17 protein-coding genes, 1 tRNA gene and 1 pseudogene are annotated in these 23,661 nt (G+C 66.3%); 2 read left to right on the forward strand and 17 right to left on the reverse strand.

From position 1 onward, the window contains the following. Positions 1-85 precede the first annotated feature (85 nt). The gene (gene polA / locus LJ362_RS08925; RefSeq protein ID WP_264798701.1) at positions 86-2,749 is read right to left on the reverse strand and encodes a DNA polymerase I; all 2,664 of its coding nucleotides are present in this window, start codon (positions 2,747-2,749) and stop codon (positions 86-88) included. A 42-nt stretch (positions 2,750-2,791) separates the two neighbouring features. On the opposite strand from polA, the gene LJ362_RS08930 reads away from it, so the two are divergent. Further along, positions 2,792-3,253 carry a PaaI family thioesterase gene (locus LJ362_RS08930; RefSeq protein ID WP_264798702.1) on the forward strand — a complete coding sequence of 154 codons (462 nt, stop codon included), beginning with the start codon at positions 2,792-2,794 and terminating at the stop codon, positions 3,251-3,253. Between the two features lie 153 nt (positions 3,254-3,406). Here the strand turns inward: LJ362_RS08930 and LJ362_RS08935 are convergent, their stop codons facing one another. Further along, the gene (locus LJ362_RS08935) at positions 3,407-4,027 is read right to left on the reverse strand and encodes an ANTAR domain-containing response regulator (protein ID WP_373284070.1); all 621 of its coding nucleotides are present in this window, start codon (positions 4,025-4,027) and stop codon (positions 3,407-3,409) included. 192 nt (positions 4,028-4,219) lie between these two features. Between LJ362_RS08935 and LJ362_RS08940 the strand changes: the two genes are divergently transcribed. Beyond that, a tRNA-Leu gene (locus LJ362_RS08940) sits at positions 4,220-4,301 on the forward strand. A 75-nt stretch (positions 4,302-4,376) separates the two neighbouring features. Here LJ362_RS08940 and LJ362_RS08945 read toward each other — a convergent pair. From LJ362_RS08945 to LJ362_RS09015, 15 genes and pseudogenes are all read right to left on the reverse strand, one after another. Beyond that, positions 4,377-4,937: a GNAT family N-acetyltransferase gene (locus LJ362_RS08945; protein ID WP_264798703.1), complete on the reverse strand. Its 561-nt coding sequence runs from the start codon at positions 4,935-4,937 to the stop codon at positions 4,377-4,379. Then, entirely contained in the window at positions 4,894-6,267 is a 1,374-nt protein-coding gene (locus LJ362_RS08950; protein WP_264798704.1) for a dicarboxylate/amino acid:cation symporter, read from the reverse strand. Before LJ362_RS08950 ends, LJ362_RS08945 begins: the two co-directional genes overlap by 44 nt. Positions 6,268-6,485: 218 nt before the next feature. Further along, the gene (gene pyk, locus LJ362_RS08955; protein WP_264798705.1) at positions 6,486-8,033 is read right to left on the reverse strand and encodes a pyruvate kinase; all 1,548 of its coding nucleotides are present in this window, start codon (positions 8,031-8,033) and stop codon (positions 6,486-6,488) included. Between the two features lie 126 nt (positions 8,034-8,159). Continuing rightward, on the reverse strand, positions 8,160-9,608 hold the full coding sequence (locus LJ362_RS08960) for a glutamate synthase subunit beta (RefSeq protein WP_264798706.1): 1,449 nt from the start codon (positions 9,606-9,608) through the stop codon (positions 8,160-8,162). Continuing rightward, the gene (gene gltB, locus LJ362_RS08965) at positions 9,601-14,295 is read right to left on the reverse strand and encodes a glutamate synthase large subunit (protein ID WP_264798707.1); all 4,695 of its coding nucleotides are present in this window, start codon (positions 14,293-14,295) and stop codon (positions 9,601-9,603) included. The genes LJ362_RS08960 and gltB overlap by 8 nt, the downstream gene beginning before the upstream one ends. A gap of 175 nt (positions 14,296-14,470) precedes the next feature. After that, on the reverse strand, positions 14,471-15,646 hold the full coding sequence (locus tag LJ362_RS08970; protein ID WP_264798708.1) for a prolipoprotein diacylglyceryl transferase: 1,176 nt from the start codon (positions 15,644-15,646) through the stop codon (positions 14,471-14,473). After that, positions 15,643-16,434: a tryptophan synthase subunit alpha gene (trpA, locus tag LJ362_RS08975; RefSeq protein WP_264798709.1), complete on the reverse strand. Its 792-nt coding sequence runs from the start codon at positions 16,432-16,434 to the stop codon at positions 15,643-15,645. Before trpA ends, LJ362_RS08970 begins: the two co-directional genes overlap by 4 nt. After that, the gene (gene trpB, locus LJ362_RS08980; protein ID WP_264798710.1) at positions 16,431-17,645 is read right to left on the reverse strand and encodes a tryptophan synthase subunit beta; all 1,215 of its coding nucleotides are present in this window, start codon (positions 17,643-17,645) and stop codon (positions 16,431-16,433) included. The genes trpA and trpB overlap by 4 nt, the downstream gene beginning before the upstream one ends. 127 nt (positions 17,646-17,772) lie before the next feature. After that, positions 17,773-18,570, reverse strand: a complete 798-nt coding sequence (gene trpC / locus LJ362_RS08985; RefSeq protein WP_264798711.1) for an indole-3-glycerol phosphate synthase TrpC — start codon at positions 18,568-18,570, stop codon at positions 17,773-17,775. After that, complete coding sequence (locus tag LJ362_RS08990; protein WP_173152511.1) at positions 18,567-18,836, reverse strand: HGxxPAAW family protein; 270 nt, start codon at positions 18,834-18,836, stop codon at positions 18,567-18,569. Before LJ362_RS08990 ends, trpC begins: the two co-directional genes overlap by 4 nt. A 96-nt stretch (positions 18,837-18,932) precedes the next feature. Next, positions 18,933-19,481, reverse strand: coding sequence for a Trp biosynthesis-associated membrane protein (locus tag LJ362_RS08995; RefSeq protein WP_264798713.1), 549 nt, complete (start codon positions 19,479-19,481; stop codon positions 18,933-18,935). Positions 19,482-19,485: 4 nt separating this feature from the next. Then, positions 19,486-21,126: an anthranilate synthase component I gene (gene trpE / locus LJ362_RS09000; RefSeq protein WP_413774203.1), complete on the reverse strand. Its 1,641-nt coding sequence runs from the start codon at positions 21,124-21,126 to the stop codon at positions 19,486-19,488. Continuing rightward, the gene (gene hisI, locus LJ362_RS09005; RefSeq protein WP_264798715.1) at positions 21,029-21,385 is read right to left on the reverse strand and encodes a phosphoribosyl-AMP cyclohydrolase; all 357 of its coding nucleotides are present in this window, start codon (positions 21,383-21,385) and stop codon (positions 21,029-21,031) included. Before hisI ends, trpE begins: the two co-directional genes overlap by 98 nt. Next, a complete protein-coding gene (gene hisF / locus LJ362_RS09010) occupies positions 21,382-22,146 on the reverse strand; it encodes an imidazole glycerol phosphate synthase subunit HisF (RefSeq protein ID WP_139467318.1) in 765 nt (254 codons plus the stop codon). The genes hisI and hisF overlap by 4 nt, the downstream gene beginning before the upstream one ends. 9 nt (positions 22,147-22,155) lie before the next feature. Continuing rightward, positions 22,156-23,657 (reverse strand): annotated as a pseudogene (locus tag LJ362_RS09015) (carboxyl transferase domain-containing protein). Positions 23,658-23,661: the final 4 nt, after the last annotated feature.

The following is a 23,661-nucleotide window of genomic DNA, read 5'->3' on the forward strand; positions in this document are numbered from 1 at the left end:
TAAGTGGGCGCGGCCTTGATCGAGCACGGGCAGCATCGATTTCTGCGCTGGCCCTTGAACGAGGAACGCTATAGCGCTCAGCCGGTCAGTGGGCGGCGGCGTGCCAGGAGCGGCCGGTGCCGACGTTGACGTCCAGCGGAACATCGAGTTCGAACGCCGATCCCATCTCCTCCGTGACGATCGTCTTCACCTCATCGATCTCGTCCGGACGAACGTCGACGATGATCTCGTCATGGACCTGCAGCAGCATCGGCGAGTGGAGATCCTTCAGCCGCGCGGCCACCTTGAGCATGGCGATCTTCATGATGTCGGCTGCCGAACCCTGGATCGGAGCGTTGAGTGCGGCGCGTTCAGCCATGTCCCGCAGCTGCCGACGGTCGCTGTGCAGCGCCGGCAGATAACGGCGACGCCCCATGATGGTCTCCGTGAACCCCTTTGCCCTAGCCTGCTCGACGATGTCGTCGAGGTAGTCCTTGACGGCACCGAAGCGCTCGAAGTACTGGTCCATCAGCCCCTTGGCCTCGTCGACGCCGATCGCCAGCTGCCGGGAGAGTCCGTAGGCGGAGAGCCCGTAGACCAGCCCGTAGGACATGGCCTTGACCTTCGAACGCATCTCGGAGTCCACCTCGTCGATGCCGACGCCGAAGACCTTCGAGCCGACATAGGAGTGGAGGTCCTCGCCGTCCTTGAACGCCTGGATGAGCGCGGCATCGCCGGACAGATGAGCCATGATCCGCATTTCGATCTGCGAGTAGTCGGCGGTGAGCAGAGTCCCCTCGGCCACCTCGGGGTCGGCGATGAAGATGCCACGGATGCGCCGACCCGATTCGGTCCGCACCGGGATGTTCTGCAGGTTCGGGTCCAAGGACGAGAGCCGTCCGGTGGCGGCCACGGTCTGCTGGTAGGTGGTGTGGATGCGGCCGTCGTCGGCAACGGTCTTGAGAAGTCCGACGACGGTCTGCTTGAGCTTCGTCGAATCCCGATAGGCCAGCAGGTGCTGGAGGAAGGGGTGTTCGGTCTTGACGAACAGTTCGGCCAGGGCGTCTGCGTCGGTCGTATAGCCGGTCTTCGTCCGCTTGGTCTTGGGCATATCGAGTTCGTCGAAGAGCACGGTCTGCAGCTGTTTGGGAGAACCGAGGTTCACCTCGTGGCCGATCGCGTCATAGGCCTCCTGCGCACTGGCTTCGGCCTGTTTCGTGAATTCGTCGATGAGGTTCGACAGTCCGGTCTCGTCGACGGCGATCCCGGTCGCTTCCATGCGCGCGAGCACGGGCACGAGCGGCAGTTCTATCTCGCGGTACACCTGCGTCATGTTCGCGTCCTCGACGGCCTTCGCGAGCACCTCGTGGACCTCGAGCAGCGCGGCGGCGCGTTGGCCGAGCGTGGTCACGGCCGCATCGGAGTCGAGGTCGAGGGCGAGCTGTCCAGAATCGGCCTCGGGTTCGCTGAGATCGATTCCGGCACGGTCGGCGGCGATCTGGCCGAGTTCGTAGGACCGGGCATCGGGAACGAGGAGGTAGGCAGCCAGGGCTGTGTCCCCGGCGATGTCCGTCACGGACAGTCCCATCGACTCCCAGGCTTTGATCTGCAGCTTCGAGCTGTGGAGGATGAGCGAATGCCCACCCAGGGCGGAACCGAGCGCACCGACGGCTTTCTGCCCCGCCTCGGCGAGGTCGACGACCCAGGCCTGGCCAGGTTCGGCGGAGACCGCCAGGGTCCGTGCCTGACCGTGGCCGAGTTCGAAGGAGGCGTCGGAATCGAGCGCCAGCACATCGTGGCCGGAGATCTTCGTCAGCAGAGCGTCGATGTCGACGGTTTCGATATTCGTCTCGCGTGCCGGTGCCGGCTCGGATTCGGCTCCGGCCTCGGGGAAGATCGCGGCCAGACGCTTGCCGAGCGCCTGGAACTCGAGTTGGTCGAACAGGCTCGACAGCTCGGCCGGGTCCCCTTCGCCCCAGACCAGGTCGTCGAACTTCAGTCCCAGGTCGACGTCGTCGAGGAGGCGGTTGAGTCGGTAGTTCCGCTCCACCTCGGTGATATGGTCGCGCAGCTTCTCCCCGACCTTGCCGCCGATCTTGTCGGCGTTGTCCAGCACGCCTGGCAGGTCGCCGTGGGCGGTGAGCCATTTCGCGGCGGTCTTGTCGCCGACTCCGGGCACGCCGGGCAGATTGTCGGCCTTCTCACCGACGAGTGCAGCCAGACCCCGGTAGTTCGCGGGGCTCACCCCGTATTTCTCCTCGACCGCGGCCGGCGTCATCCGGTTGAGATCGCTGACTCCGCGTTTCGGGTAGAGGATCGTCACCCGGTCGGAGGCGAGTTGGAACGAATCCTTGTCTCCGCTCATCACCTGGACGAACGAGCCGGCGTCCGTGCCCATCTTCGCCATCGTCGCCAGAGCGTCATCGGCTTCGAACCCCTCCTTCGTCACGACCCGGATGCCCATCGCCGTGACGATGTCCTTGATGAGGTCGATCTGCGGGTGGAACTCGGGCGGAGTCTTCGCTCGGCCGGCCTTGTACTCGGGGTACTCCTCGAGACGGAACGTCTGGCGTCCGAGGTCGAAGGCCACGGCCACGTGGCTGGGCTCTTCATCGCGGAGGACGTTGATGAGCATGGAGATGAAGCCGTAGATGGCGTTCGTCGTCTGGCCGGTGCTGGTGGAGAAGTTCTCGACCGGCAGGGCGTGGAATGCCCGATAGGCCAGGGAGTGTCCGTCGATGAGCAGGAGGGATTCGTTTGAGTGACTCACATGGCATAGCCTAGCGTTCGAAGCTGACTTGAAGGAGAACCGATGCTGCGTCCCGACGTGTCCCTGACCGCTCACACCACACCCGAGGAGATCGACACGCTGCTCGGGCAGCTGCGCACACCGGGGTCAGGGGGTGAGCTGGCCGAGAGGATGGGAATCGAGTTCGTCGAGCTCGCCCATGATCATGTCGTGGCCACCGCTCCCGTCGTCGGCAATCGGCAGCCGATGGGTCTCTTCCACGGAGGCGGCCACGTCGTTCTCGCCGAATCCCTGGCATCGATGCATTCCTATCTGCTCTCCGGCGGCAAGAACGTCGTCGGAGTCGATCTCAACGCCACTCACCTGCGCGCCGCGCGTGAGGGCGTGGTGACCGGTCGCGCCGAGGTGCTCCACCAGGGACGCACGATCGTCTCCCATGAGGTGAAGATGACCGATGAGGCGGGGCGCCTGCTCTCGATCGTGCGGATCACGAATATGATCCTGAAGACCGCGCCGAAGGGCTGAGGCACAGCGCCTCCTCGGCGAAAGTCCACGGCGAAAGCAGAGTCCACGGCGAAAGCAGAGTCCACAGTGAAAGCAGAGGGCCGGCGAATCCTTTTCGGGATCCGCCGGCCCTCCCGGGTTCCGGGTCCGGACCGTGACCGGTCCGGGAGGTGATTACTTCTTCGTGCCGATCTGCTTGAGCACGGTCTCAGCGACCTCGCGCATCGTCAGGCGACGGTCCATCGACGTCTTCTGGATCCAGCGGAAGGCTTCGGGCTCGCTGAGTCCCATTGAGGTCTGCAGCAGGCTCTTGGCGCGCTCGACGAGTTTGCGGGTCTCGAAGCGTTCGGTGAGATCGGAGATCTCGGACTCGAGCGAGCTGATCTCGGCATGGCGCGAGAGCGCGATCTCCAGGGCCGGGATGAGGTCGGCCGAGGTGAACGGCTTGACGACATAGGCCATGGCACCGGCATCGCGGGCCCGCTCGACGAGCTCCTTCTGCGAGAAGGCGGTGAGCAGCACCACGGGGGCGATGCGGGCCCGGGCGATGCGCTCGGCGGCGGAGATTCCGTCGAGGATGGGCATCTTGATGTCCATGACGACGAGGTCCGGGCGCAGCTCCTCGGCCAGACGGATGGCGGATTCGCCGTCCGCAGCCTCACCGACGACGTCGTAGCCGACCTCGCGGAGCATTTCTACGATATCGAGACGAATCACGGCCTCGTCTTCGGCCACGACTACGCGGCGGACCGGCACGGACTCATCTGAAGTTGATTCTTCGCTGTTTGAAAGCACGGCACCAGTCTAGACCAGGCGCTCAGCGTCATGGCCAGCGGACCCGGAAGTTTATTCTGTGAGGGTGGCCACGGGCGGTGATAGTGGCCACCGGAGGGCATCCTCGGCGGGTGGCGATTGTGCAATCGGTCCGCGCGCGCAGTAGAATCGTCCCCGTTGCACAGGCGGTCCGCAAGGGACTGCTCGTGACGAGCCGGATTGGCGGAATCGGTAGACGCGGTGCACTCAAAATGCATTGTCGAAAGACGTGCGGGTTCGAGTCCCGCATCCGGTACGGACGAAGGCACTGTCGAATGTGATGTCGACAGTGCCTTCTGCATTTCCCCGGGAGCCGATCGGCGACCGAATATCAGCGACCTGCGCGCAGGTCGAGGGAGTGCAGCAGCGTGTCGTACCGCTTCTCCCCCACCGCCACGAAGTCCGGAAGTCGTCCGTATCGGGTGAAGCCGAGGGATTCGTAGAGCCCGTTGGCGGCCACATTGTCTCCGCGCAGATCGAGAGTGACGACCTCAGTCCCGTGGAGACGCGCCGCCCGAATGAGCGCCTCCATCAGCTTCCTGCCCACGCCCTGACTTTGAGCATCCGGGGCGACAGCCACCTTTTCGATGTCGACATGTGGGCGGAACGTCGGGCGAGCGTACCGATTCCGGTACGCGAAGCCGGTGACCTCGGTTCCCGTGCGAGCGATTGCCGCAGCGGATTCCCCGTTGTCAGTGCCCGCGGCCAGGCGGCCGACGAGATCCGCGATCTCCACGACAGACGGAGCTGAGACCCAACCGAGCGCGGCACCTGCCTCGACGAGGCGGCCGAGCAGTGACGTCACTTGCCCGACATCGTGCTCGGCCAGCCCCTCGGCCGGAAGGAGATCAACTCTGGCTGCGGGCATCCTCGGTGCGGGCCTCGTCGACATCTGCATCCTCCTCGGTCGGAACGTAGCCGTTGATGCGCGGGGCATCGTAGCGTTCGACGTCCAGGATCTCATGCCGCTTGGCCACGATGGCCGGGACGAGCGCCTGACCGGAGACGTTGAGCGCGGTGCGGCCCATGTCCACGATCGGCTCGATGGCCAGCAGCAGTCCGACGCCCTCGAGGGGCAGACCCAGGGTCGACAGGGTCAGGGTGAGCATCACGGTCGCACCCGTCGTGCCGGCCGTTGCGGCCGAGCCGATGACGGCGACGAAGATGATGAGCAGGTACTGGATGAGGGAGAGATTGATGCCGAAGAACTGGGCGACGAACACGGCGGCGATGGCCGGATAGATCGCAGCGCAGCCGTCCATCTTCGTCGTCGCACCGAAGGGCACGGCGAAGGCGGCGTAGGAGTGGGGCACTCCGAAGTTGTCGGTGGCGACCTTCTGCGTCACGGGCATGGTGCCGATCGACGACCGGGAGACGAAGCCCATCTGAGTGGCCGGCCAGACACCGGAGAAGTACTGGCGCACCGAGAGTCCGTTGGCGCGAGCCAGGGCCGGATAGACGATGAAGAACACGATCGCGAGGCCGATGTAGACGGCGACGACGAACCACAGCAGCGAGCCCATCGTCGACCAGCCGTAGGAGTTCACGGCGTTGCCGATGAGGCCGAGCGTGCCGATCGGGGCGATGCGCACGATCCACCAGACGACCTTCTGGACCACGGCCAGGGCCGCCTCGGTGAACTGGAGGAACGGCTCTGCGGCCTTGCCGACCTTGACCGCGGCGATGCCGATGGCACCGGAGACGATGATGAGCTGGAGGATGTTGAAGTTGACCTCGGAGGTCATGACTCCGGCGTCATCGGGTGCGGTGGCCACCTCGAGCCCGAGGAAGTTCACTGGGATCAGTCCGGTGAGGAAGCCCAGCCAGCTACCCTGGGAGTCGGGTGCACCGGCGTTGAGCGAAGTGGCATCGGCGTGGGCACCGGGTTGCATGACGATGCCGATGATGAGTCCGAGGACGACGGCGATGAGAGCGGTGAGGGCGAACCACAGCAGGGTCGACATCGCCAGCCTGGCGGCGTTGGTGACCTTGCGCAGGTTGCCGATGCTCGCGATGATCGCGGTGATGACCAGTGGGACGACGGCAGCCTTGAGCAGTGTGACATACGACGAGCCGATGGTGTCCAGGGTCTGGCCGAGCCAGTTGTCAGTGGTGTCGCTGACCGGTCCCCATGAGCGGGCGATGAGCCCGAGGATGACACCGGCGATGAGTGCGATAGTCACCTGCACCCCGAAGGACTTGCTCCACGCGGGCAGTCTCATTGAATTCCTCTCCTAGCAGGTCCTCCCCTCTGAGATCCGCAGGGAGGATTGGGCAACAGAGAGCACAACTGTTGAGCAATTTGCAAAATTCCCTGGCGATTTGTGATCTGTCCCGCAGTTTGGACTCGGTCCACGCTCGGTCCCGGACACAGAGACGCCGACGGCGCCTGCCCCGTGGTCATGGGGCAGGCACCGCCGGCGTTTGAGCCTGGTGGCGGTCAGTGTCGGGGCGAGTGCCCCTCGCGCACAATCGGCACCTCACGGGTGATAGGCGCTTCGGCCACGACTCCGTATCCGGCCAGTGGGTCCTCCTCGGAGTCCGAGGCGTCCTGGTAGGCGGCAGCCACACCCTTGGCGGCATCACCGATGGTGTGGATTCGCAGAGCGTTCGTCGAGCCGGGGATCCCAGGAGGCGAACCGGCCACGAGGATGCTCTGATCGCCTTCGCGGGCGGTGCCGTCGGCGAGCAGAACGGCGTCGACCTGGCGCGCCATCTGGTCGGTGTGGCGCACGGTCTTCACGAGGTACGGCCGGACTCCCCAAGTCAGCGCCAACTGGTGACGGACCTGCGGGTCGGGCGTGAAGCCGAGGATCGGCCAAGCCGGACGCAGACGCGACATGCGCCGCACGGAATCGCCGGTCTGCGAGAAAGTGCACAGAAGATCGATATCCAGCTGCCGAGCAATCTGCACGGCCGCGGCGGTGACGGCTCCGCCCTTCGTGTGCGGGACGGTGCCCAGCGCCGGAATCCGTTCGAGACCGTGCTCTTCGGTGGAGCCGATGATCCGGCTCATCGTCCGGATCGCCTCGACCCAGTGGGCGCCCACCGAGGTCTCGCCGGAGAGCATGAGCGCATCGGCGCCGTCGAGGACGGCGTTCGCGCAGTCGCTGGCCTCGGCACGGGTAGGTCGCGGAGCGTCGATCATCGTCTCGAGCATCTGTGTGGCCACGATGACGGGCTTGGCCTGCTGGCGGGCGATCTCGACGGCCCGCTTCTGCACGATCGGCACCTGCTCGAGCGGCAGCTCGACGCCGAGGTCGCCGCGGGCGACCATGATTCCGTCGAAGGCGTCGATGATCTCATCGAGCTGGTCGACCGCCTGCGGCTTCTCGAGCTTGGCGATGACAGGAGCCGTGATGCCGACCTCGTCCATGACCGCGCGCACATCGTTCATGTCCTCGGGGCTGCGGACGAAGGACAGCGCCACCCAGTCGAAGCCGAGCTGAAGCCCCCATTTGAGATCGTCGATGTCCTTCTCCGACAGGGCGGGGACGGAGACCGGAACGCCGGGGAGGTTGATGCCCTTGTGGTTGGAGATGGTTCCGCCGATCTCGACTTCGGTGACCACATCGGTGGCGGTCACCTCGGTGGCGCGCAGGCGCAGGCGCCCGTCGTCGATGAGCAGCGGGTCTCCCACGGAGACGTCTTCGGCCAGGGTCGGCAGGGTCGTGGATACGAGCTCTGCCGTGCCGGGGACGTCACGGCTGGTGATGGTGAAGGCGGCCCCTTCGACGAGCTCTTCCTTCCCGTTTGCGAAGGTGCCGACGCGGATCTTCGGACCCTGCAGGTCCAACAGGACGGCGACGGGGCGTCCGGTGTCGAGGGCGGCCTGGCGGACCCAGGCGAACTTCTCTTCGTGCTCTTCTCGTTTTCCGTGGCTCAGATTGAATCGGGCGACATCGACGCCTTCATCGACGAGCTCGCGGATCTCTTCATAGGAGTTCTGGTTCGGACCTAAAGTTGCGACTATCTTTGCACGCCTCATACGCTCCACCCTACCTAAAGTCTCAGCGGGCGGTTTCCACCGCTCTACGCTGGTCACGGGCGGTGAGAGTGCGGCACTTCGCTGTGCCGCCCCACCGCCCTTTCTCAATGGCTGACATGCATTATCTTAGCATTTGAACCCTTCGTCGGTGGGCCGCACGGGTGCCGGCAGTCGCGTCGACCCGGTCAGGAACCGGTCGACTTCCGCGGCCGCGGCACGGCCTTCCGCAATGGCCCAGACGATGAGCGACTGTCCGCGTCCGGCATCGCCGGCGACGAAGACTCCCGGCTGCGCCGCATAGTCCTCAGCCCGGTCGAATGCCCCACCTGCACCGGCTTCGAGATCGATCTGCGCGGTCTCCGGTCCGCTGAAACCCAGTGCCAGCAGCACGAGATCGGCGGGGACGACGTGCTCGGTGCCCGGTGTCGGGATACGGCGGCCGTCGGCGAACTGCGTCTGTGCGACCTCGATTCCGCACACCTTGCCCGCATCGTCTCCGACGAACCGCGTCGTCGAGGCCAGATACCGCCTGGTTCCGCCCTCCTCGTGTGAGGATTGGACCTCGAAGATCCGCGGCACCGTCGGCCACGGCGAGTCGGCACCGCGGTCGACCGGCGGCTGGGCGCCGATGGCCAGGGTCGTCACCGAGGCGGCTCCCTGGCGCAGAGCCGTGCCCAGGCAGTCCGCTCCGGTGTCGCCGCCGCCGATGATGACGACGTGCTTGCCGGCCGCATCGATGAACTGTGCCGAGTCGGCCTCCGAGGACGCCTGTGCCCGGTTGGACGGGACGAGGTAGTCCATCGCGAATTCGATTCCGTCGAGTCCGCGCCCCGGCAGCTCCATATCGCGCGGCACGGTGGCACCGGTCGCCACCAGCACCGCGTCGAAGCGAGTCTGCAGTGCGGCGAAGTCGATGTCGCGGCCGATCTCGACTCCGGTTTCGAACCGAGTGCCTTCGGCACGCATCTGGGTCAGTCGGCGGTCGATATGGTGCTTCTCGAGTTTGAAGTCCGGGATGCCGTAGCGCAGCAGTCCGCCGAGGCGGTCCTCGCGTTCGAAGACGACGACCGTGTGCCCGGCTCGGGTCAACTGCTGAGCGGCGGCGAGTCCGGCCGGTCCGGAGCCGATGACGGCGACGGTGTGCCCGGTGATCCGGTCGGGGACGACGGGGGTGATGAGTCCGGCCGCGAAACCGTCGTCGACGATGGAGACTTCGACCTGCTTGATCGTCACGGCGGGTTGGTTGATGCCGAGCACGCAGGCGTTCTCACACGGTGCCGGGCAGGCCCGGCCGGTGAATTCGGGGAAGTTGTTCGTCGCGTGGAGCAGTTCCACGGCGCGGGAGAGCTCCCCGCGATACATGGCGTCATTGAACTCCGGAATGAGGTTGCCCAGCGGGCATCCTTGGTGGCAGAAGGGCACTCCGCAGTCCATGCAGCGGGAAGCCTGTCGGCGCAGCTGTGCCGGATCGCCCTTCTCGTAGACCTCGGAGTAGTCCATGAGCCGGATCGGCACGGGCCTGCGGGCAGGGAGTTCGCGTTCGGTGGTGGTGAGGAATCCTCGCGGATCAGCCATGTGCGGCCTCCAGAATCGTCTGCCAGGAGTTCTCGGAATCGGCGGTTTCGCCGCTGTTCTCGAGTTCTTCCTGGATGTCTTTGATGCGCGCATAGGCGACGGGAATGATCTTGGTGAAACGGGACAGGATGTCCTGGCCGCGGTCGAGCCCGGCCAGCAGTTCGCCGGCCAGCGGAGAACCGGTCGCCGCGACATGGTCGCTGAGCAGTCTCTGCAGGATCGGCACATCGGAGTCTCCGATGCCGCCGAATCTGAAGACGCCAGCGGCTCGTTCCTTCGGGTTGAGTCGACTGGGGTTGAAGTCGAGGACGAAGGCCGTTCCTCCGGACATTCCGGCCGCGAAGTTGCGTCCGGTGGGTCCGAGGATGACCGCCACTCCCCCGGTCATGTATTCGAGTCCGTGGTCTCCGATGCCTTCGACGACGGCTTCGACGCCTGAGTTGCGCACGAGGAATCTCTCGCCGACCGTTCCGGACAGGAATATCGACCCGGACGTCGCTCCGTAGCCGATGACGTTGCCGGCGATGACGTTGTGTTCCGGTCGGGTGGAGTTCTCCGGGCGAGGCGCGACGCTGATCGTGCCGCCCGACAGTCCCTTCCCGACGTAGTCATTGGCGTCGCCGCGCAGATCGATGCTCACACCGCGCGGCATGAAGGCGCCCAGGGACTGGCCGGCTGTGCCGTTCAGGGTTACGCGCACGGTTCCCGAGGGCAGCCCGTCCGCGCCGTGGGCCTGAGTCACTCGGTGGCCCAACAGGGTGCCGACCGACCGGTCCGTATTCTCCACCTCGGCGTTCAGGTGCACCGGGGAGCCGGTTGCGACAGCCGCTCCTGCCTGCTCCAGCAGTCGAACGTCGAGTTCGCCCGCGAAGTCACGTGGAGGGCGCGTCTGGCTCACCCTCGCCGAGGCGGGAGCGCCGTCGAGATCGGTCGGAACCGTCAGGATCGGGGTCAGGTCGAGATCCAGTCCCGAGGCGGCCGCCCGATCTGCGTCGATGCGCAGACGTTCGACGGCTCCGATCGCCTCGTCGAGGCTGCGCAGTCCCAGCTGTGCGAGGTAGCCGCGGACCTCCTCGGCGATGAAGGTGAAGAAGTTCACGACATGGTCGGCCTGACCGTGGAACCGTTCGCGCAGCTTCGGGTTCTGCGTGGCCACGCCGACCGGGCAGGTGTCCTGGTGGCAGACCCGCATCATGATGCATCCGGAGACGACGAGCGCGGTGGTGGCGAAGCCGAACTCCTCGGCCCCGAGCAGGGCGGCGATGATGACGTCGCGACCGGTCTTCAGCTGCCCGTCGACCTGGACGCTGATCCGTTCGCGCAGACCGTTGAGCACAAGGGTCTGCTGGGCTTCGGCCAGTCCGAGCTCCCACGGGGTTCCGGCGTGTTTGAGCGAATTGAGCGGGCTGGCGCCCGTGCCCCCGTCATGGCCGGAGATGAGCACGACATCGGCTCCGGCCTTCGCCACTCCGGCGGCCACCGTGCCTACTCCGATTCCGGAGACGAGTTTGACGTGGACGCGGGCGGCCGCATTGGCCCGACCGAGGTCGTGGATGAGCTGAGCGAGGTCTTCGATGGAATAGATGTCGTGGTGCGGCGGCGGCGAGATGAGGCCGACTCCGGGAGTGGCGTGGCGGGTCTTCGCGATCCACGGGTACACCTTCTCCCCCGGCAGCTGACCGCCTTCACCGGGTTTGGCACCTTGGGCCATCTTGATCTGCAGGTCGTCGGCGGCAGTAAGGTAGTGGCTGGTGACGCCGAACCGACCGGAGGCGATCTGCTTGATCGCCGACCGACGTTCCGGGTCGAGCAGACGTTCGGTGTCCTCGCCGCCTTCTCCCGTATTCGACTTTCCGCCGATCCGGTTCATCGCGATCGCCAGCGTCTCGTGCGCTTCGGCCGACAGCGAGCCGTAGCTCATGGCTCCGGTGGAGAACCGGCGCATGATGGCTTCGGCGGGTTCGACCTCGGAGATGTCGATCGGCCCCGATTCGGTCGGGACCAGGTCGAAGAGCCCGCGCAGAGTCATCAGCTCGGCGGACTGTTCGTCGACGGCACGCGTGTACTGCCGGAAGATGTCGAAGCGACCGGTGGCCGTCGAGTGCTGCAGCTTGAAGATCGTCTCCGGGTTGAACAGGTGCCCCGGGCCTTCCCTCCGCCACTGGAATTCGCCGCCGACGAGCAGATTCCGGTGCGCCGGACGCGGATGGTCCTCACGATAGGCATCGGCGTGCCGCGCCGTCGTCTCGGCCGCGATGTCGTCCAGCGTCTTGCCGCCGAGCTGATGCGGCGTCGAGGTGAAGTGCTCATCGATGACCGAATCCGCCAGTCCGAGAGCCTCGAAGGTCTGTGCTCCGTGGTAGGACTGGACGGTCGAGATGCCCATCTTCGACATGATCTTCAGCAGTCCCTTATTCAGCGCCGTGAGCACATTGGCCACGGCCGCCTCGGCGCTGATGCCTCGGATCCGTTCGGACCTGACAAGATCCTCGGCCGATTCCATGAGCAGGTACGGGTTGACCGCCGAGGCGCCGAAGGACACGAGCGTGGCCGCATGGTGGACCTCGCGGACGTCTCCGGCCTCGACGATGATGCTCACCTGCGTGCGGCTGCGCTCGCGGACGAGGTGGTGGTGCAGGGCGGAGGTGAGAAGCAGCGACGGGATCGGCGCGTATTCCGAGTTCGACTCCCGGTCCGTAAGGATGAGGAACACTGCGCCCTCGGCGATCGCGGCACTCGCCTCCGCACACAGGTCGGCGAGGCGAGAAGCCATCGCGTCCTCACCGGCGCCGACCGGGTACAGACCCGACAGCGTCACCGAGGGGCGGGTGATTCCCTCGCCGAGGTGGCTGCCGGACAGGTGCGCGATCGCCGTGAGCTCGTCGTTGTCGATCACCGGCCGCTCGAGCAGGATATGTGCGGAGTCCGGCCCGGTGGAGCACAGCAGGTTGCCTTCGCGGCCGATTCCGGCCGACATGCTCGTGACGATGTCCTCGCGGATGGAGTCCAGCGGCGGGTTCGTCACTTGAGCGAAGTTCTGGTGGAAGTGGTCGAAGAGCAGCCGGGGGCGGGTACTCAGCGCCGCGATCGCGGTGTCGCTGCCCATCGCGCCCAGCGGCTCGGCCCCGGTTTCGGCCATCGGGGCGATGAGTACACGCAGCTCTTCCTCCGTGTATCCGAAGGTCCGCTGTCGTCTCCGAACCGAGGCGCCGGGGTGACTGACGTGGACGCGGGTGGGCAGTTCGGCCAGTCGGGTGGCCGAGGCGTCGACCCATTCCCGGTAGGGATGTTCGGTGGCGAGACTGTTCTTGATTTCCGTGTCGGAGATGATGCGTCCGGCCTCCACATCGACGAGGAACATCCTGCCGGGGGTCAGTCGTCCGCGGGCGGTGACTTCGGCTTCGGGCAGGTCGACGACTCCGGATTCGCTGGCAAGCACGACGGTGTCCTCGGTCATGATGTACCGGGCCGGGCGCAGGCCGTTGCGGTCGAGCACGGCTCCGGCGAGTCGGCCGTCGGTGAAGGCGACGCAGGCCGGCCCGTCCCAGGGCTCCATGAGCAGCGAGTGGTATTCGTAGAAGGCCCGCCGCTCCTCGGACATGGCCGGGTTGTTCTCCCAGGCTTCGGGAATCATCATCAGCATGGCCTGCGGCAGCGACCGGCCGGAGGCGACCATGAGTTCGAGGACCGAGTTGAAAGAGGCGGAGTCCGAGGCTCCGGCAGGAATGATCGGGAAGATCCGCTCGAGTCCCTTGGACGTCCCTGCGACCGGAGATTCAAGGAGGTCGCTGGCCAGGGCGGATTCGCGTGCCTGCATCCAGTTCCGGTTGCCGCGCACCGTGTTGATCTCGCCGTTGTGGGCGATCGTGCCGAACGGCTGTGCCAGCTGCCAGGAGGGAAAGGTGTTCGTGGAGAACCGGGAGTGGACGAGAGCGATCGCCGAGGTGAGGCGTTCGTCACCGAGTTCGGTGAAGAAGCGGTCGAGCTGGGCGGTGGAGAGCATTCCTTTGAACGTCAGCGTCGTCGGCGACAGCGACGGGAAGTAGAGGCCGGCGTTGTCGAGTCGCTTCCGCACGATGAACGACCGGCGAGCGAGATCGTTCTCATCACGGGCGGGATGGTTCTCATCACAGCTGAAGAACACGTAGCGCATGGACGGCATGGTCTCGGCGGCGATCCGACCGAGCACTCCGGGGTCGACAGCCGCGGATTCCACGTGGAGGACCTGCAGTCCTTCTTCCGCGGCGATCCTGGACACGAGTGCGTCCTGGTCGACGCCTGCGGCGTCAACGCTGAAAGAGGGCTGCGTCTCCTTGGTCAGCGGAGCGGTGGCGGCGTTGAGATCGGCGGCGTAGTCCTGCGCGAAGAAGCCGATGCCCATGGCATAGCTGCCCGGCGCAGGAAGAGAGATTCCGGATTCGCCGAGAACCGCGGCGAAATAGTCGTGCGGGATCTGGATGGTCAGTCCGGCACCGTCTCCGGTCCCATCGTCGGAACCGATTCCGCCGCGGTGTTCGAGCCTGCGCAGAGCGTCGAGGGCCTGGGTAATGACCGTGTGGTCGGCTCCGCCCCTGTAACGGGCGATGAGGGCCAGGCCGCAGTTGTCATGTTCGAGCGCCGGATCGTAGAGCCCGATGCGGCCAGGTGGGGCCGTGGTCTTGGGGGTCGACTGAGCGCTGTGGTTCATATGCTGCCTTCTCGGTGTTGAGTGCTTCCCGAAAAGACGGCGCTGTCCTCTGCGGTTTGGACGAGACCGGAAAGGGTGTTCCCGGACCCGGCTGTGAGATGACTCTCACAGCCGGAGTATCAACTTACACCATGTGCAATTAGAGAAAAAGCAGAAAAAGGAACGAAGTGCGAACCTATTTGTCTTGAGTATCGGACGTTCGAGGTTCTACGTCGTGCGCTGCGGGGGCTGATTTCCCGCGCACATCCGGCACGATCGAGATCGCCGAGGTGACCGCCCCGAAGAATCCGAAGCTGTGGCGACCGCTGAGATCGATTCCGGATTCGTCCTCAGGCTCCGAGTCGTCCGGGTCGGCGCCAGTCGTGGTGCTGTCCCCTGTCGCAGACGCCGCATCGTCGACGTCTGCACGGCTCGCAGAAGCATCGGCAGTCAAGTCGGAAGCCGAGGCGGGGGACGCTGTCACGGTCGAGCGCCGTGATGTCGGTGCCCCGCCTCCGTTGTGACCGTGCTGATCGTCCGGATCGGCCACCCGCGCTACCGAAGGCAACGGGGCTCCGGAGGCTCCGGCCGCCTCGGCGATATTGGGTGCATTGATCTCGAAGGTGTGCTTTCCGCGGCGATGGCGGCGCAGCAGGGTCCGAGACCCGTGCATGTAGACACCGGTCTCGTAGGTGCGGTGACGCAGGCGGGAGACGATGAGCCAGCCGAGGCCGATGAGCAGGGCGAGGATGGCCGTCCACACGTTGAACGGCAGTCCGAGGAGCAGGCGCGCGTCCTCGGCGGCGGGGGTGCCGATCCGCAGGGCCTCGAGCAGAATGCGGCCGAGGCCGAACAGGCACAGATACAGGGCGAAGACCTGTCCGTAGCCGAGCCGGAGGCGTTTGGACACGATGATGAGCACAACACAGGCGATGAGGTTCCACGCCGATTCGGTGAGCACCGTGACCAGTTCCAGGCGACCGTCGAACCAGTCGCTGAAGGCTCCGGCGACGTGGCCGAGGATGAGCCCCGGTGCGACCGAGTCGAGCAGCGGTCGGAACCTGATGCCTTGGATGCGGGTGAGCACCCAGACGGAGAGGAAGCCGAGGATGGTGGCGCCCCAGAAGCTGAATCCGCCGTCCCAGATCGCCAGCGCCCGCAGCAAGCTTCCGTCGGGGCCGAAGTAGGTGTCCGGCGCCGAGAGCAGATGTCCAAGGCGTCCGCCTATGACTGCCGCAGGCAGACCGACGACCGTGATGGCCCAGAGGTCTCCCTTATGGCCGCCGCGGGCGCGCCATTGGATGCCTGTCATCCACAGCGCGAGTCCGATGCCGAGGACGGTGAATACGACCCATGCAGGGCTGAAGCTCATGCACACCCTTCTGCGAGCTCGGCGGCGAGTCGACCGACTCCGGCCACTCCGTCAGAGTCCAGCGCCCGAACGAGGGCGGAGCCGACGATGACTCCATCGGCGTATTCGGCGACCTCGGCCGCCTGTTCGCGGTTCGACACGCCGAGGCCGACGCACGCGCGCTCGGCTCCGGCTTCCTTCAGCCGGGCGACGAGATCGCGGGCATGGTTGTCGACTTCGGAGCGGACACCCGTGACGCCCATGGTCGAGGCGGCGTAGACGAACCCGGAGCTGTGCTCGACGATGCGGGCGAGTCGCTCGGGCGTCGACGAGGGCGCGGCGAGGAAGATGCGGTCGAGGTGGTGCTTCTCGGAGGCTGCCAGCCACGGTGCCGCCTCATCGGGGATGAGGTCGGGAGTGACGATTCCGCCGCCTCCGGCCGAGGCCAGGTCGCGGGCGAAGCTGTCGACGCCGTACTGGAGCACGAGGTTCCAGTAGCTCATGACGACGGCGGTGCCGCCGGCTTCGGCGATGGCCTCGACTGCGGTGAAGACATCGGAGGTGCGCACACCGTTGTCCAATGCAGCCTCACCGGCGCGCTGGATGACGGGGCCGTCCATTCCGGGGTCGGAGTACGGCAGACCGACCTCGATGATGTCGACGCCGTTGCGGACGAGTTCGACCATCGCCTCTGTCGAACCGGCCACGGTCGGGAAGCCGACGGGCAGGTAGGCGATGAGTGCGGCCTTGCGGCCCGCCTCGACGACGGCGTCGAGGGTGGTTCCTGTGCGTGGACCTGAGTGCGTCATACCTGCACCGCTCCTTCGTCGATGTAGTCGAACCATTTCGCGGCGGTCGTCATATCCTTGTCGCCGCGGCCGGAGAGATTGACCAGCAGGACCGCATCGGGTCCGAGCTCACGGCCGACGCGCATGGCTCCGGCCAGGGCGTGAGCGGATTCGATGGCGGGGATGATGCCCTCCGTGCGGGAGAGCAGTCGCATGGCCTCCATCGCCTCCTCATCGACGACGGGTTCGTACGTCACACGTCCGGTGTCGTGGAGGTGGGAGTGCTCGGGGCCGACCGATGGGTAGTCGAGCCCGGCGGAGACCGAGTGGGAGGCCTGGGTCTGTCCGTCGGCGTCCTGGAGGATGTAGGTGGCGGAGCCGTGGAGGACCCCAGGGCGTCCGCCGGAGAACCGGGCGGCGTGATGGCCGGAGTCGACGCCTTCGCCGCCGGCCTCGAAGCCGAAGATCTTCACGTCCGCGTCGCCGAGGAAGGCGGCGAAGAGTCCCATCGCGTTCGATCCGCCGCCGACGCACGCGCAGACGGCGTCGGGCAGGCGCCCGACCATGTCCTGGATCTGTTCGCGGGCTTCGACCCCGATGACGTTCTGGAAGGAGCGGACCATCGCCGGGAACGGGTGAGGACCGGCGACCGTGCCGATGACATAGTGGGTGTCGTCGACGTTAGCCACCCAATCGCGCATGGCCTCGTTCATCGCGTCCTTGAGGGTGCGGGTGCCGTTGGTCACGGCGTTGACCGTGGCTCCGAGCAGGCGCATGCGCGCGACATTGAGGGCCTGACGCTGAGTGTCCTCTTCGCCCATGTAGACCACGCAGGACATGTCGAGCAGCGCCGCGGCGGTCGCCGTGGCGACTCCGTGCTGACCGGCTCCGGTCTCAGCGATGAGACGGGTCTTGCCCATCCGCTTGGCCAGCAGAGCCTGTGCCAGCGCGTTGTTGATCTTGTGGCTGCCCGTGTGGTTGAGGTCTTCGCGTTTGAGGAACACTCGAGCACCGCCGCAGTGCTCGGCGAAGCGAGTTGCCTCGGTGAGCAGAGAGGGCCGGCCGATGTAGCTGCGCTGCAGAGTGAGGAGTTCGTCGGTGAAGGCCGGATCCACCTGGGATTTGCGCCAGGTCTCTTCGATCTCGTCGAGTGCCGGGATCAGCGCTTCGGGGATGAACCTGCCTCCGAACTCGCCGAAGTACGGTCCGGTCTCCTCGCTCAAATCGGTCATTGCGGTCCTTCTCGATCTCCTCGTGGCGCCGGCCTGTGGGACGGAGGGACTCCGCCTCACCGGACGCCGGAATGGGTGCAGTGTCAGCCCATCGTCGGTCACGTGCAGCGGCCGACACGGGCGGGGTTCAGGATGCGGACAGGGAGCGGCGTTCCCGGCCGAGTGCGGTGTACTCCTCGACTGCGGCCTGCGGACGGCCGCCGGTGACGAGGGCTTCGCCGACGAGCACGAGGTCGGCTCCGGCGTCAGCGTACTTCGACACCTCGGCGGCTCCGGCGACGCCGGACTCGGCCACGAGGGTGCACCCGGCGGGAGCGAGTTCGGCCAGGGGCGCGAACCGGTCGGTGTCGACGCTGAGATCCTTGAGGTTGCGGGTGTTGACGCCGATGAGTTCGGCACCGAGCTCCGTCGCGATCTCCAGCTCTTCGCGGTTGTGGGTCTCGACGAGCGCTGTCATCCCCAGTTCCGTGGCCAGGGCGTGGAATTCGGCCAGCTGCACGGGATCGAGGGCCGCGACGATGAGCAGAACGATATCGGCACCGTGGGCACGGGCCTCATGGAACTGGTATTCGTCGACCATGAAGTCCTTGCGCAGGACCGGGATGTCCACGGCAGCGCGCACCGAGTCGAGGTCGGCGAGGCTGCCATTGAAGCGGCGGGATTCCGTGAGCACGCTGATGGCCTGCGCTCCCCCGGCGGCGTAAAGACCGGCGAGAGTGCCAGGATCGGGGATCTCGGCTAGGTCACCACGGGAGGGCGACTTCCGCTTGACCTCGGCGATGACGCCGAAGGCAGCGGACAGGTCGAAGGGGCGGACCGGTTCGGCCGCCGCAGCACGCGCCGTGATCTCGCTCAGCGGAACCTCGCTCCGGCGTGCCTGCAGATCTTCCCGCACGCCGGAGATGATGTCGGTGAGGACTGTCATTTCTTCTTCGGCTTGTTGCCCAGTCCGACGGCGCGCAGGATCAGGCCGACGACGACGCCGAGGGCGACGATGCCGATGGAGATGTAGGTGATCGTGGGGTTGTGGATCGTGAAGCCCACACAGCCGACCGTGACGCCGATGAGCATGATGATGACTCCGGTCCATCCCGCCACCGAGTTGCCGTGACCGGGATCGGCGATCGCTGCGTAGTCGATCGTGGATTTGTCGAGATCTGCGGCTCCGTTGCGGGCGAGGGACTGCGACATGGCGCTCCTTTGTGTGAGTGCGTGACACGCGTGTGGAATCTTTCCTCCATTGTGTCACGCTTCTTCGGCTGACCGGACACCGACCCGGTCACAAGGTCATTTCGAATCCGGGTCGGCATCCGGGTCGGACGACGTTTTGTCGTCGGGTGCGTCTTCGACGTCCTCTCCGCGGGACAGAGCGTCCCAGGTCGCGGCAGAATCGAATTCCCCGGAGGCGGATTCGGCGGTGCGGGCGTAGCGGTTGGAGTTCGTCCACCCGTTCGAGGCGACGGCGACCCAGACGATGCCGATGACGCCGACGCCAGCGGCCACTGCAGCGATGATCGCCCAGGAGGTGGCTCCCGGAGCCGAGGCGGCGCTCAGTGCGGTGATCCCGTAGCCGATTCCGGCGATGCCGGCCAGTCCCAGGACGACGAAGCGGCCGATCCGTCCGAGCATCGCGGCGAGCAGTCCCGAAACCGCGATGATCGCCACACACGCGGTGGCCACGGGTGAGGTCTGGGAGCTCGCATCCTCGGTGACCTTCGCCACTCCGCTGGGTCCGAGCGTGTCGCCTCCGGCACCGGCCTGCCAGGCGGAGATCGTCAGCGTCCACAGGGCAGCGGCGATGACGAGGATGATGAGGACGCCGCGTGATTTCGTCATGGCCTCACCTCTGACTTCCCTCCGCCGCGTCCAATGCGTCGGCTGCGGCGGCGGCACGCAGCACCGCTGCGGCCTTGTTCTCGGATTCCTGGTACTCGGTCTCGGGCACGGAGTCGGCGACGAGTCCGCCTCCGGCGTAGACGCTCATCGTGCCGTTCCGGAGCACCCCGGTGCGGATGGCGATGGCGAGGTCGAGGTCGCCGGTGAAGGACATATAGCCGACCACTCCCCCGTAGAGTCCGCGTCCGACGGGTTCGAGTTCGTCGATGATCTGCAGCGCCCGGGGTTTGGGCGCACCCGACAGCGTGCCGGCGGGGAACGTCGCCCGCAGCACATCGATGGCGGTGGTTCCGGATTCGAGTTCGCCGCGCACGGTCGAGCTGATGTGCATGATGTGGCTGTAGCGGACGATGTCCATGAACTCGCTGACGTCGATAGTTCCGGCCGCGCAGACCTTCGCCAGGTCGTTGCGGGCGAGGTCGACGAGCATGAGGTGCTCGGCTCGTTCCTTCTCATCGGCCAGGAGCTCTCGGGCCAGGGAGTCATCGGCTTCCGGTGTGGTCCCGCGAGGGCGGGAACCCGCGATCGGGTGCGTGACCACCTCTCCCGACCGGACGGTCACGAGTGCTTCGGGTGAGGAGCCGATGATGCTCACCGGTTCCCCTCCGTCGTCATGGAGGTTGAGCAGGTACATGAAGGGGCTCGGGTTCGCATGCCGCAGCATCCGGTACACGCTCAGCGCATCAGCCTCGCACGGTGTGTCGAAGCGCTGGCCGATGACGACCTGGAAGATCTCACCGTCGACGATCTTCTGCTTCGCCGTCTCCACACCGTCGAGGTACACCTGTGGCTGGGTGCGGGTGGACACCTCGGGGTCGGCCTTCCGGGGGCGCAGGACATCTGCCGGGCTGGGCTGCTGCAGACGCTCGCACATCGCGGCGATGCGGGCGACTCCCGAGGCGTGGGCGTCGTCGATCCCGGTATCGGCGCCGTTGACGTTGAATACGTTGGCCACGAGGGTGACCATTCCCGAATAGTGGTCGAAGACGGCGATGTCGCCGGGGATCATCAGCTGCACAGTCGGCAGGTGGTGTTCGTTGGGCCGCGGCGGCCCGAGCTTCTCGAAGCGACGGACGATGTCCCAACCGAAGTAGCCGACGAAGCTGGAGACCATGGGCGGCAGCTCCGATTCCGCCTCGGCCACGGCGAGGAGGTCGAGAGTGGCGGTGACCGCGTCGAGGACGTCGCCATCGGTGGGGACGCCGACCGGTGGGGTGCCGGTCCAGTGCAATCCGTCTGCGGTCGAGATGAGGGTGGCCACGGGCGCCGAGCCGATGAAGGAGTACCTGGCCCAGGATCCGGCGACGGCGGATTCGAAGAGGAAGCTGCCCGGTCCGCCGTCGGTGAGTTTGCGGTAGAGGCTCAGCGGGGTCTCCGAGTCCGCAAGCACCTGGGTGTGGACCGGCACCAGGCGATGGTCGGCGCCGAGGGCGCGGAACTCGTCGAGGCTGGGTCGGATCGGCAGGTCGGTGGGGTTCGCCGCTGGGTCAGTCGACACTGATGGTCCTTCCGGTGAAGCAGGTCGGGGTGTTCGTATGGCAGGCGGGTCCGGTCTGGTCGACGAGCATGAGCAGGGCGTCGGCATCACAGTCGAGACTGAGCGAGCGGACGTGCTGGACATGACCCGAGGTCTCCCCCTTCACCCAGTATTCCTGCCGGGATCGGGACCAGTAGGTGGCCCGGTTCGTCTCCAGTGTGCGGGAGACGGCTTCGACGTCCATCCACGCGAGCATGAGCACCTCTGCGCTCGTGGCCTCTTGGACGATGACAGGGATGAGCCCGTCGGCGTTCGTTCGGATGATCTCCCGCCAGTTCTCCGGAGTCGCGTCGATGTCCCTGCTCATCGGACGTCGATTCCCTCCGCGCGCAGGGCGTCCTTCACCTCGGCGATGCTCAGGGTGCCGAAGTGGAAGACGCTGGCAGCCAACAGGGCGTCGGCTCCGGCTTCCACTGCTGGAGCGAAGTGTTCGACCTTTCCGGCGCCGCCCGAGGCGATGAGCGGTACGTCGACGGCGGCGCGGGCGGCGCGGATGAGTTCGAGGTCGAACCCCTCACGTGTGCCATCGGCGTCGATGGAGTTGAGCAGGATCTCGCCGACCCCGCGGTCGGCGGCTTCCCGGATCCAGTCGATGGCGCAGCGGCCCGTGCCTTCGCGGCCGCCGCGAGTGGTGACCTCGAAGCCGGATTCCGTACTCGCGCCCTGAGCGCGGCGGGCATCGAGAGAGAGGACGAGGACCTGGTTGCCGAAGTGTCGGGATATCTCGCTGATGAGTTCCGGGTTCTTCACCGCCGAGGTGTTGACCGAGACCTTGTCGGCTCCGTCGCGCAGCAGCCGGTCGACGTCGGCGACGCTGCGGATCCCTCCGCCGACGGTGAGCGGGATGAAGACCTCTTCGGCGCAGGCGCGGACGACGTCGTGGACGGTCTCCCGGTCACCGCTGCTGGCCGTGACGTCGAGGAAAGTGAGTTCGTCGGCTCCGGACTCGCCGTAGCGGCGGGCGAGCTCGACGGGATCGCCGGCGTCCCTGAGGTCGGCGAACTTCACTCCCTTGACGACGCGTCCGCCGTCCACGTCCAGACAGGGGATGACTCTGACAGCTACCACGCAGTCCTCCTAGATTCCCAGGCCCCGGTAGCGATCCATTCGGCGGGCCAGGCGCCTGGCCGAAGGTTCGCGCATGAGCGAGATGAGTTCGTATTCGAGTGTCTCACCGACCCTGGCGACGAAGTCGAGCGGTTCGTCGCTGGCGTCGGAATGTTCAGCGATGATTCGGTCGACGACTCCGTTGGCCTGCAGCATGGGAGCGTGCACGCCCTGGCTCTGAGCCATCTCGGCGGCTCTCTCGGTCGTGCGGTGCACGATCGCCGAGGCGCCTTCGGGCGGCAGGGGCGAGAGCCAGCCGTGTTCGGCGCTGAGCACCCGATCGGTCGGGATGAGGGCCAGTGCTCCGCCCCCGGATCCCTCACCGAGGATGAGCGAGACGGACGGAGCGTCGAGGTTGGCGAGGTCGGCGAGGCTGCGGGCGATCTCGCCGGCGATGCCGCCTTCTTCGGCTTCCTTCGACAGAGCCGCGCCGGGGGTGTCGATGACGGTCACGAGCGGCAGGTGCAGCTCCGCGGCCAATCGCATTCCGCGTCTGGCCTCACGCAGGGCCGCCGGGCCCATCGGTTCGCGGGAGTCCTGCCGGAATCGGTCCTGGCCGAGAACGATGCACGGTGCGGAACCGAACTTCGCGAGGGCCAGCAGCAGTCCGGGGTCCTTCTCCCCTTCGCCGGTGCCGTTGAGCGGCAGCACGGTGTTCGCTGCGGTGCGCAGCAGATCACGGACCCCGGGTCGTTCGGGGCGACGCGAGCTGGTGATAGCGGCCCAGGCATCGGAGTTCGGGTCGACGCTGTCCGGGGCCGTGTCCGGGTCCGGCACCGAGCTGGGAACCTCCTTGGCGCCCATGAGCACGTCGAGGACGCGGGAGACCGTGCCGGCGATGCGTTCGGGTCCGATGACGGCGTCGACGATGCCCATCTTGTGCAGGTTCTCCCCGGTCTGCACGTTCTCCGGAAACTTCTCTCCGTAGATGGCCTCGAATACTCGAGGGCCTAGGAATCCGATGAGGGATCCGGGTTCGGCAACGGTGACGTGCCCCAGCGATCCCCAGGAGGCGAAGACTCCTCCGGTGGTGGGATGGCGCAGGTAGACGAGGTAGGGCAGTCCGGCCTTGCGATGGGCGATGACGGCGTTCGTGATCTTCACCATCGACAGGAAGGCGATGGTGCCCTCCTGCATGCGGGTGCCGCCAGAGGCGGGACCGGCCAGCAGGGGCAGCCCTTCGAGGGTCGCACGTTCGATGGCATCGACGAGGCGTTCGGCCGCGGCCACGCCGATCGACCCGGCGAGGAAGCGGAATTCGCCGGCGATCACGGCCACGCGACGGCCGGCGATGGTGCCTTCGCCGGTGATGATGGATTCGTCGACTCCGGACTTCTGCGCCGCGGCTTCGAGTTCAGCAGCATAGGCGTCAGAGATCCCGCCGGCGGCTGGACGGGAGTGGTGTCCCAGGACAGATAGGATCCTTCGTCGAGGACGATGTCGACGAGCTCGAGTGCGTTGAGACGCGTCATGGCG

The organism is Brevibacterium sp. JSBI002, from assembly GCF_026013965.1.
Classification (GTDB): domain Bacteria; phylum Actinomycetota; class Actinomycetes; order Actinomycetales; family Brevibacteriaceae; genus Brevibacterium.

Excerpts from the sequence above, each read along its gene's own strand:
- LJ362_RS08930 (WP_264798702.1), top strand. The coding sequence starts at position 2,792 with ATGCTGCGTCCCGACGTGTCCCTGACCGCTCACACCACACCCGAGGAG.
- LJ362_RS08945 (WP_264798703.1), bottom strand. The coding sequence starts at position 4,937 with ATGTCGACGAGGCCCGCACCGAGGATGCCCGCAGCCAGAGTTGATCTC.
- LJ362_RS08950 (WP_264798704.1), bottom strand. The coding sequence starts at position 6,267 with ATGAGACTGCCCGCGTGGAGCAAGTCCTTCGGGGTGCAGGTGACTATC.
- pyk (WP_264798705.1), bottom strand. The coding sequence starts at position 8,033 with ATGAGGCGTGCAAAGATAGTCGCAACTTTAGGTCCGAACCAGAACTCC.
- LJ362_RS08960 (WP_264798706.1), bottom strand. The coding sequence starts at position 9,608 with ATGGCTGATCCGCGAGGATTCCTCACCACCACCGAACGCGAACTCCCT.
- gltB (WP_264798707.1), bottom strand. The coding sequence starts at position 14,295 with ATGAACCACAGCGCTCAGTCGACCCCCAAGACCACGGCCCCACCTGGC.
- LJ362_RS08970 (WP_264798708.1), bottom strand. The coding sequence starts at position 15,646 with ATGAGCTTCAGCCCTGCATGGGTCGTATTCACCGTCCTCGGCATCGGA.
- trpA (WP_264798709.1), bottom strand. The coding sequence starts at position 16,434 with ATGACGCACTCAGGTCCACGCACAGGAACCACCCTCGACGCCGTCGTC.
- trpB (WP_264798710.1), bottom strand. The coding sequence starts at position 17,645 with ATGACCGATTTGAGCGAGGAGACCGGACCGTACTTCGGCGAGTTCGGA.
- trpC (WP_264798711.1), bottom strand. The coding sequence starts at position 18,570 with ATGACAGTCCTCACCGACATCATCTCCGGCGTGCGGGAAGATCTGCAG.
- LJ362_RS08990 (WP_173152511.1), bottom strand. The coding sequence starts at position 18,836 with ATGTCGCAGTCCCTCGCCCGCAACGGAGCCGCAGATCTCGACAAATCC.
- LJ362_RS08995 (WP_264798713.1), bottom strand. The coding sequence starts at position 19,481 with ATGACGAAATCACGCGGCGTCCTCATCATCCTCGTCATCGCCGCTGCC.
- trpE (WP_413774203.1), bottom strand. The coding sequence starts at position 21,126 with ATGCCGACGCCCTGCTCATGCTCGTCGACCAGACCGGACCCGCCTGCC.
- hisI (WP_264798715.1), bottom strand. The coding sequence starts at position 21,385 with ATGAGCAGGGACATCGACGCGACTCCGGAGAACTGGCGGGAGATCATC.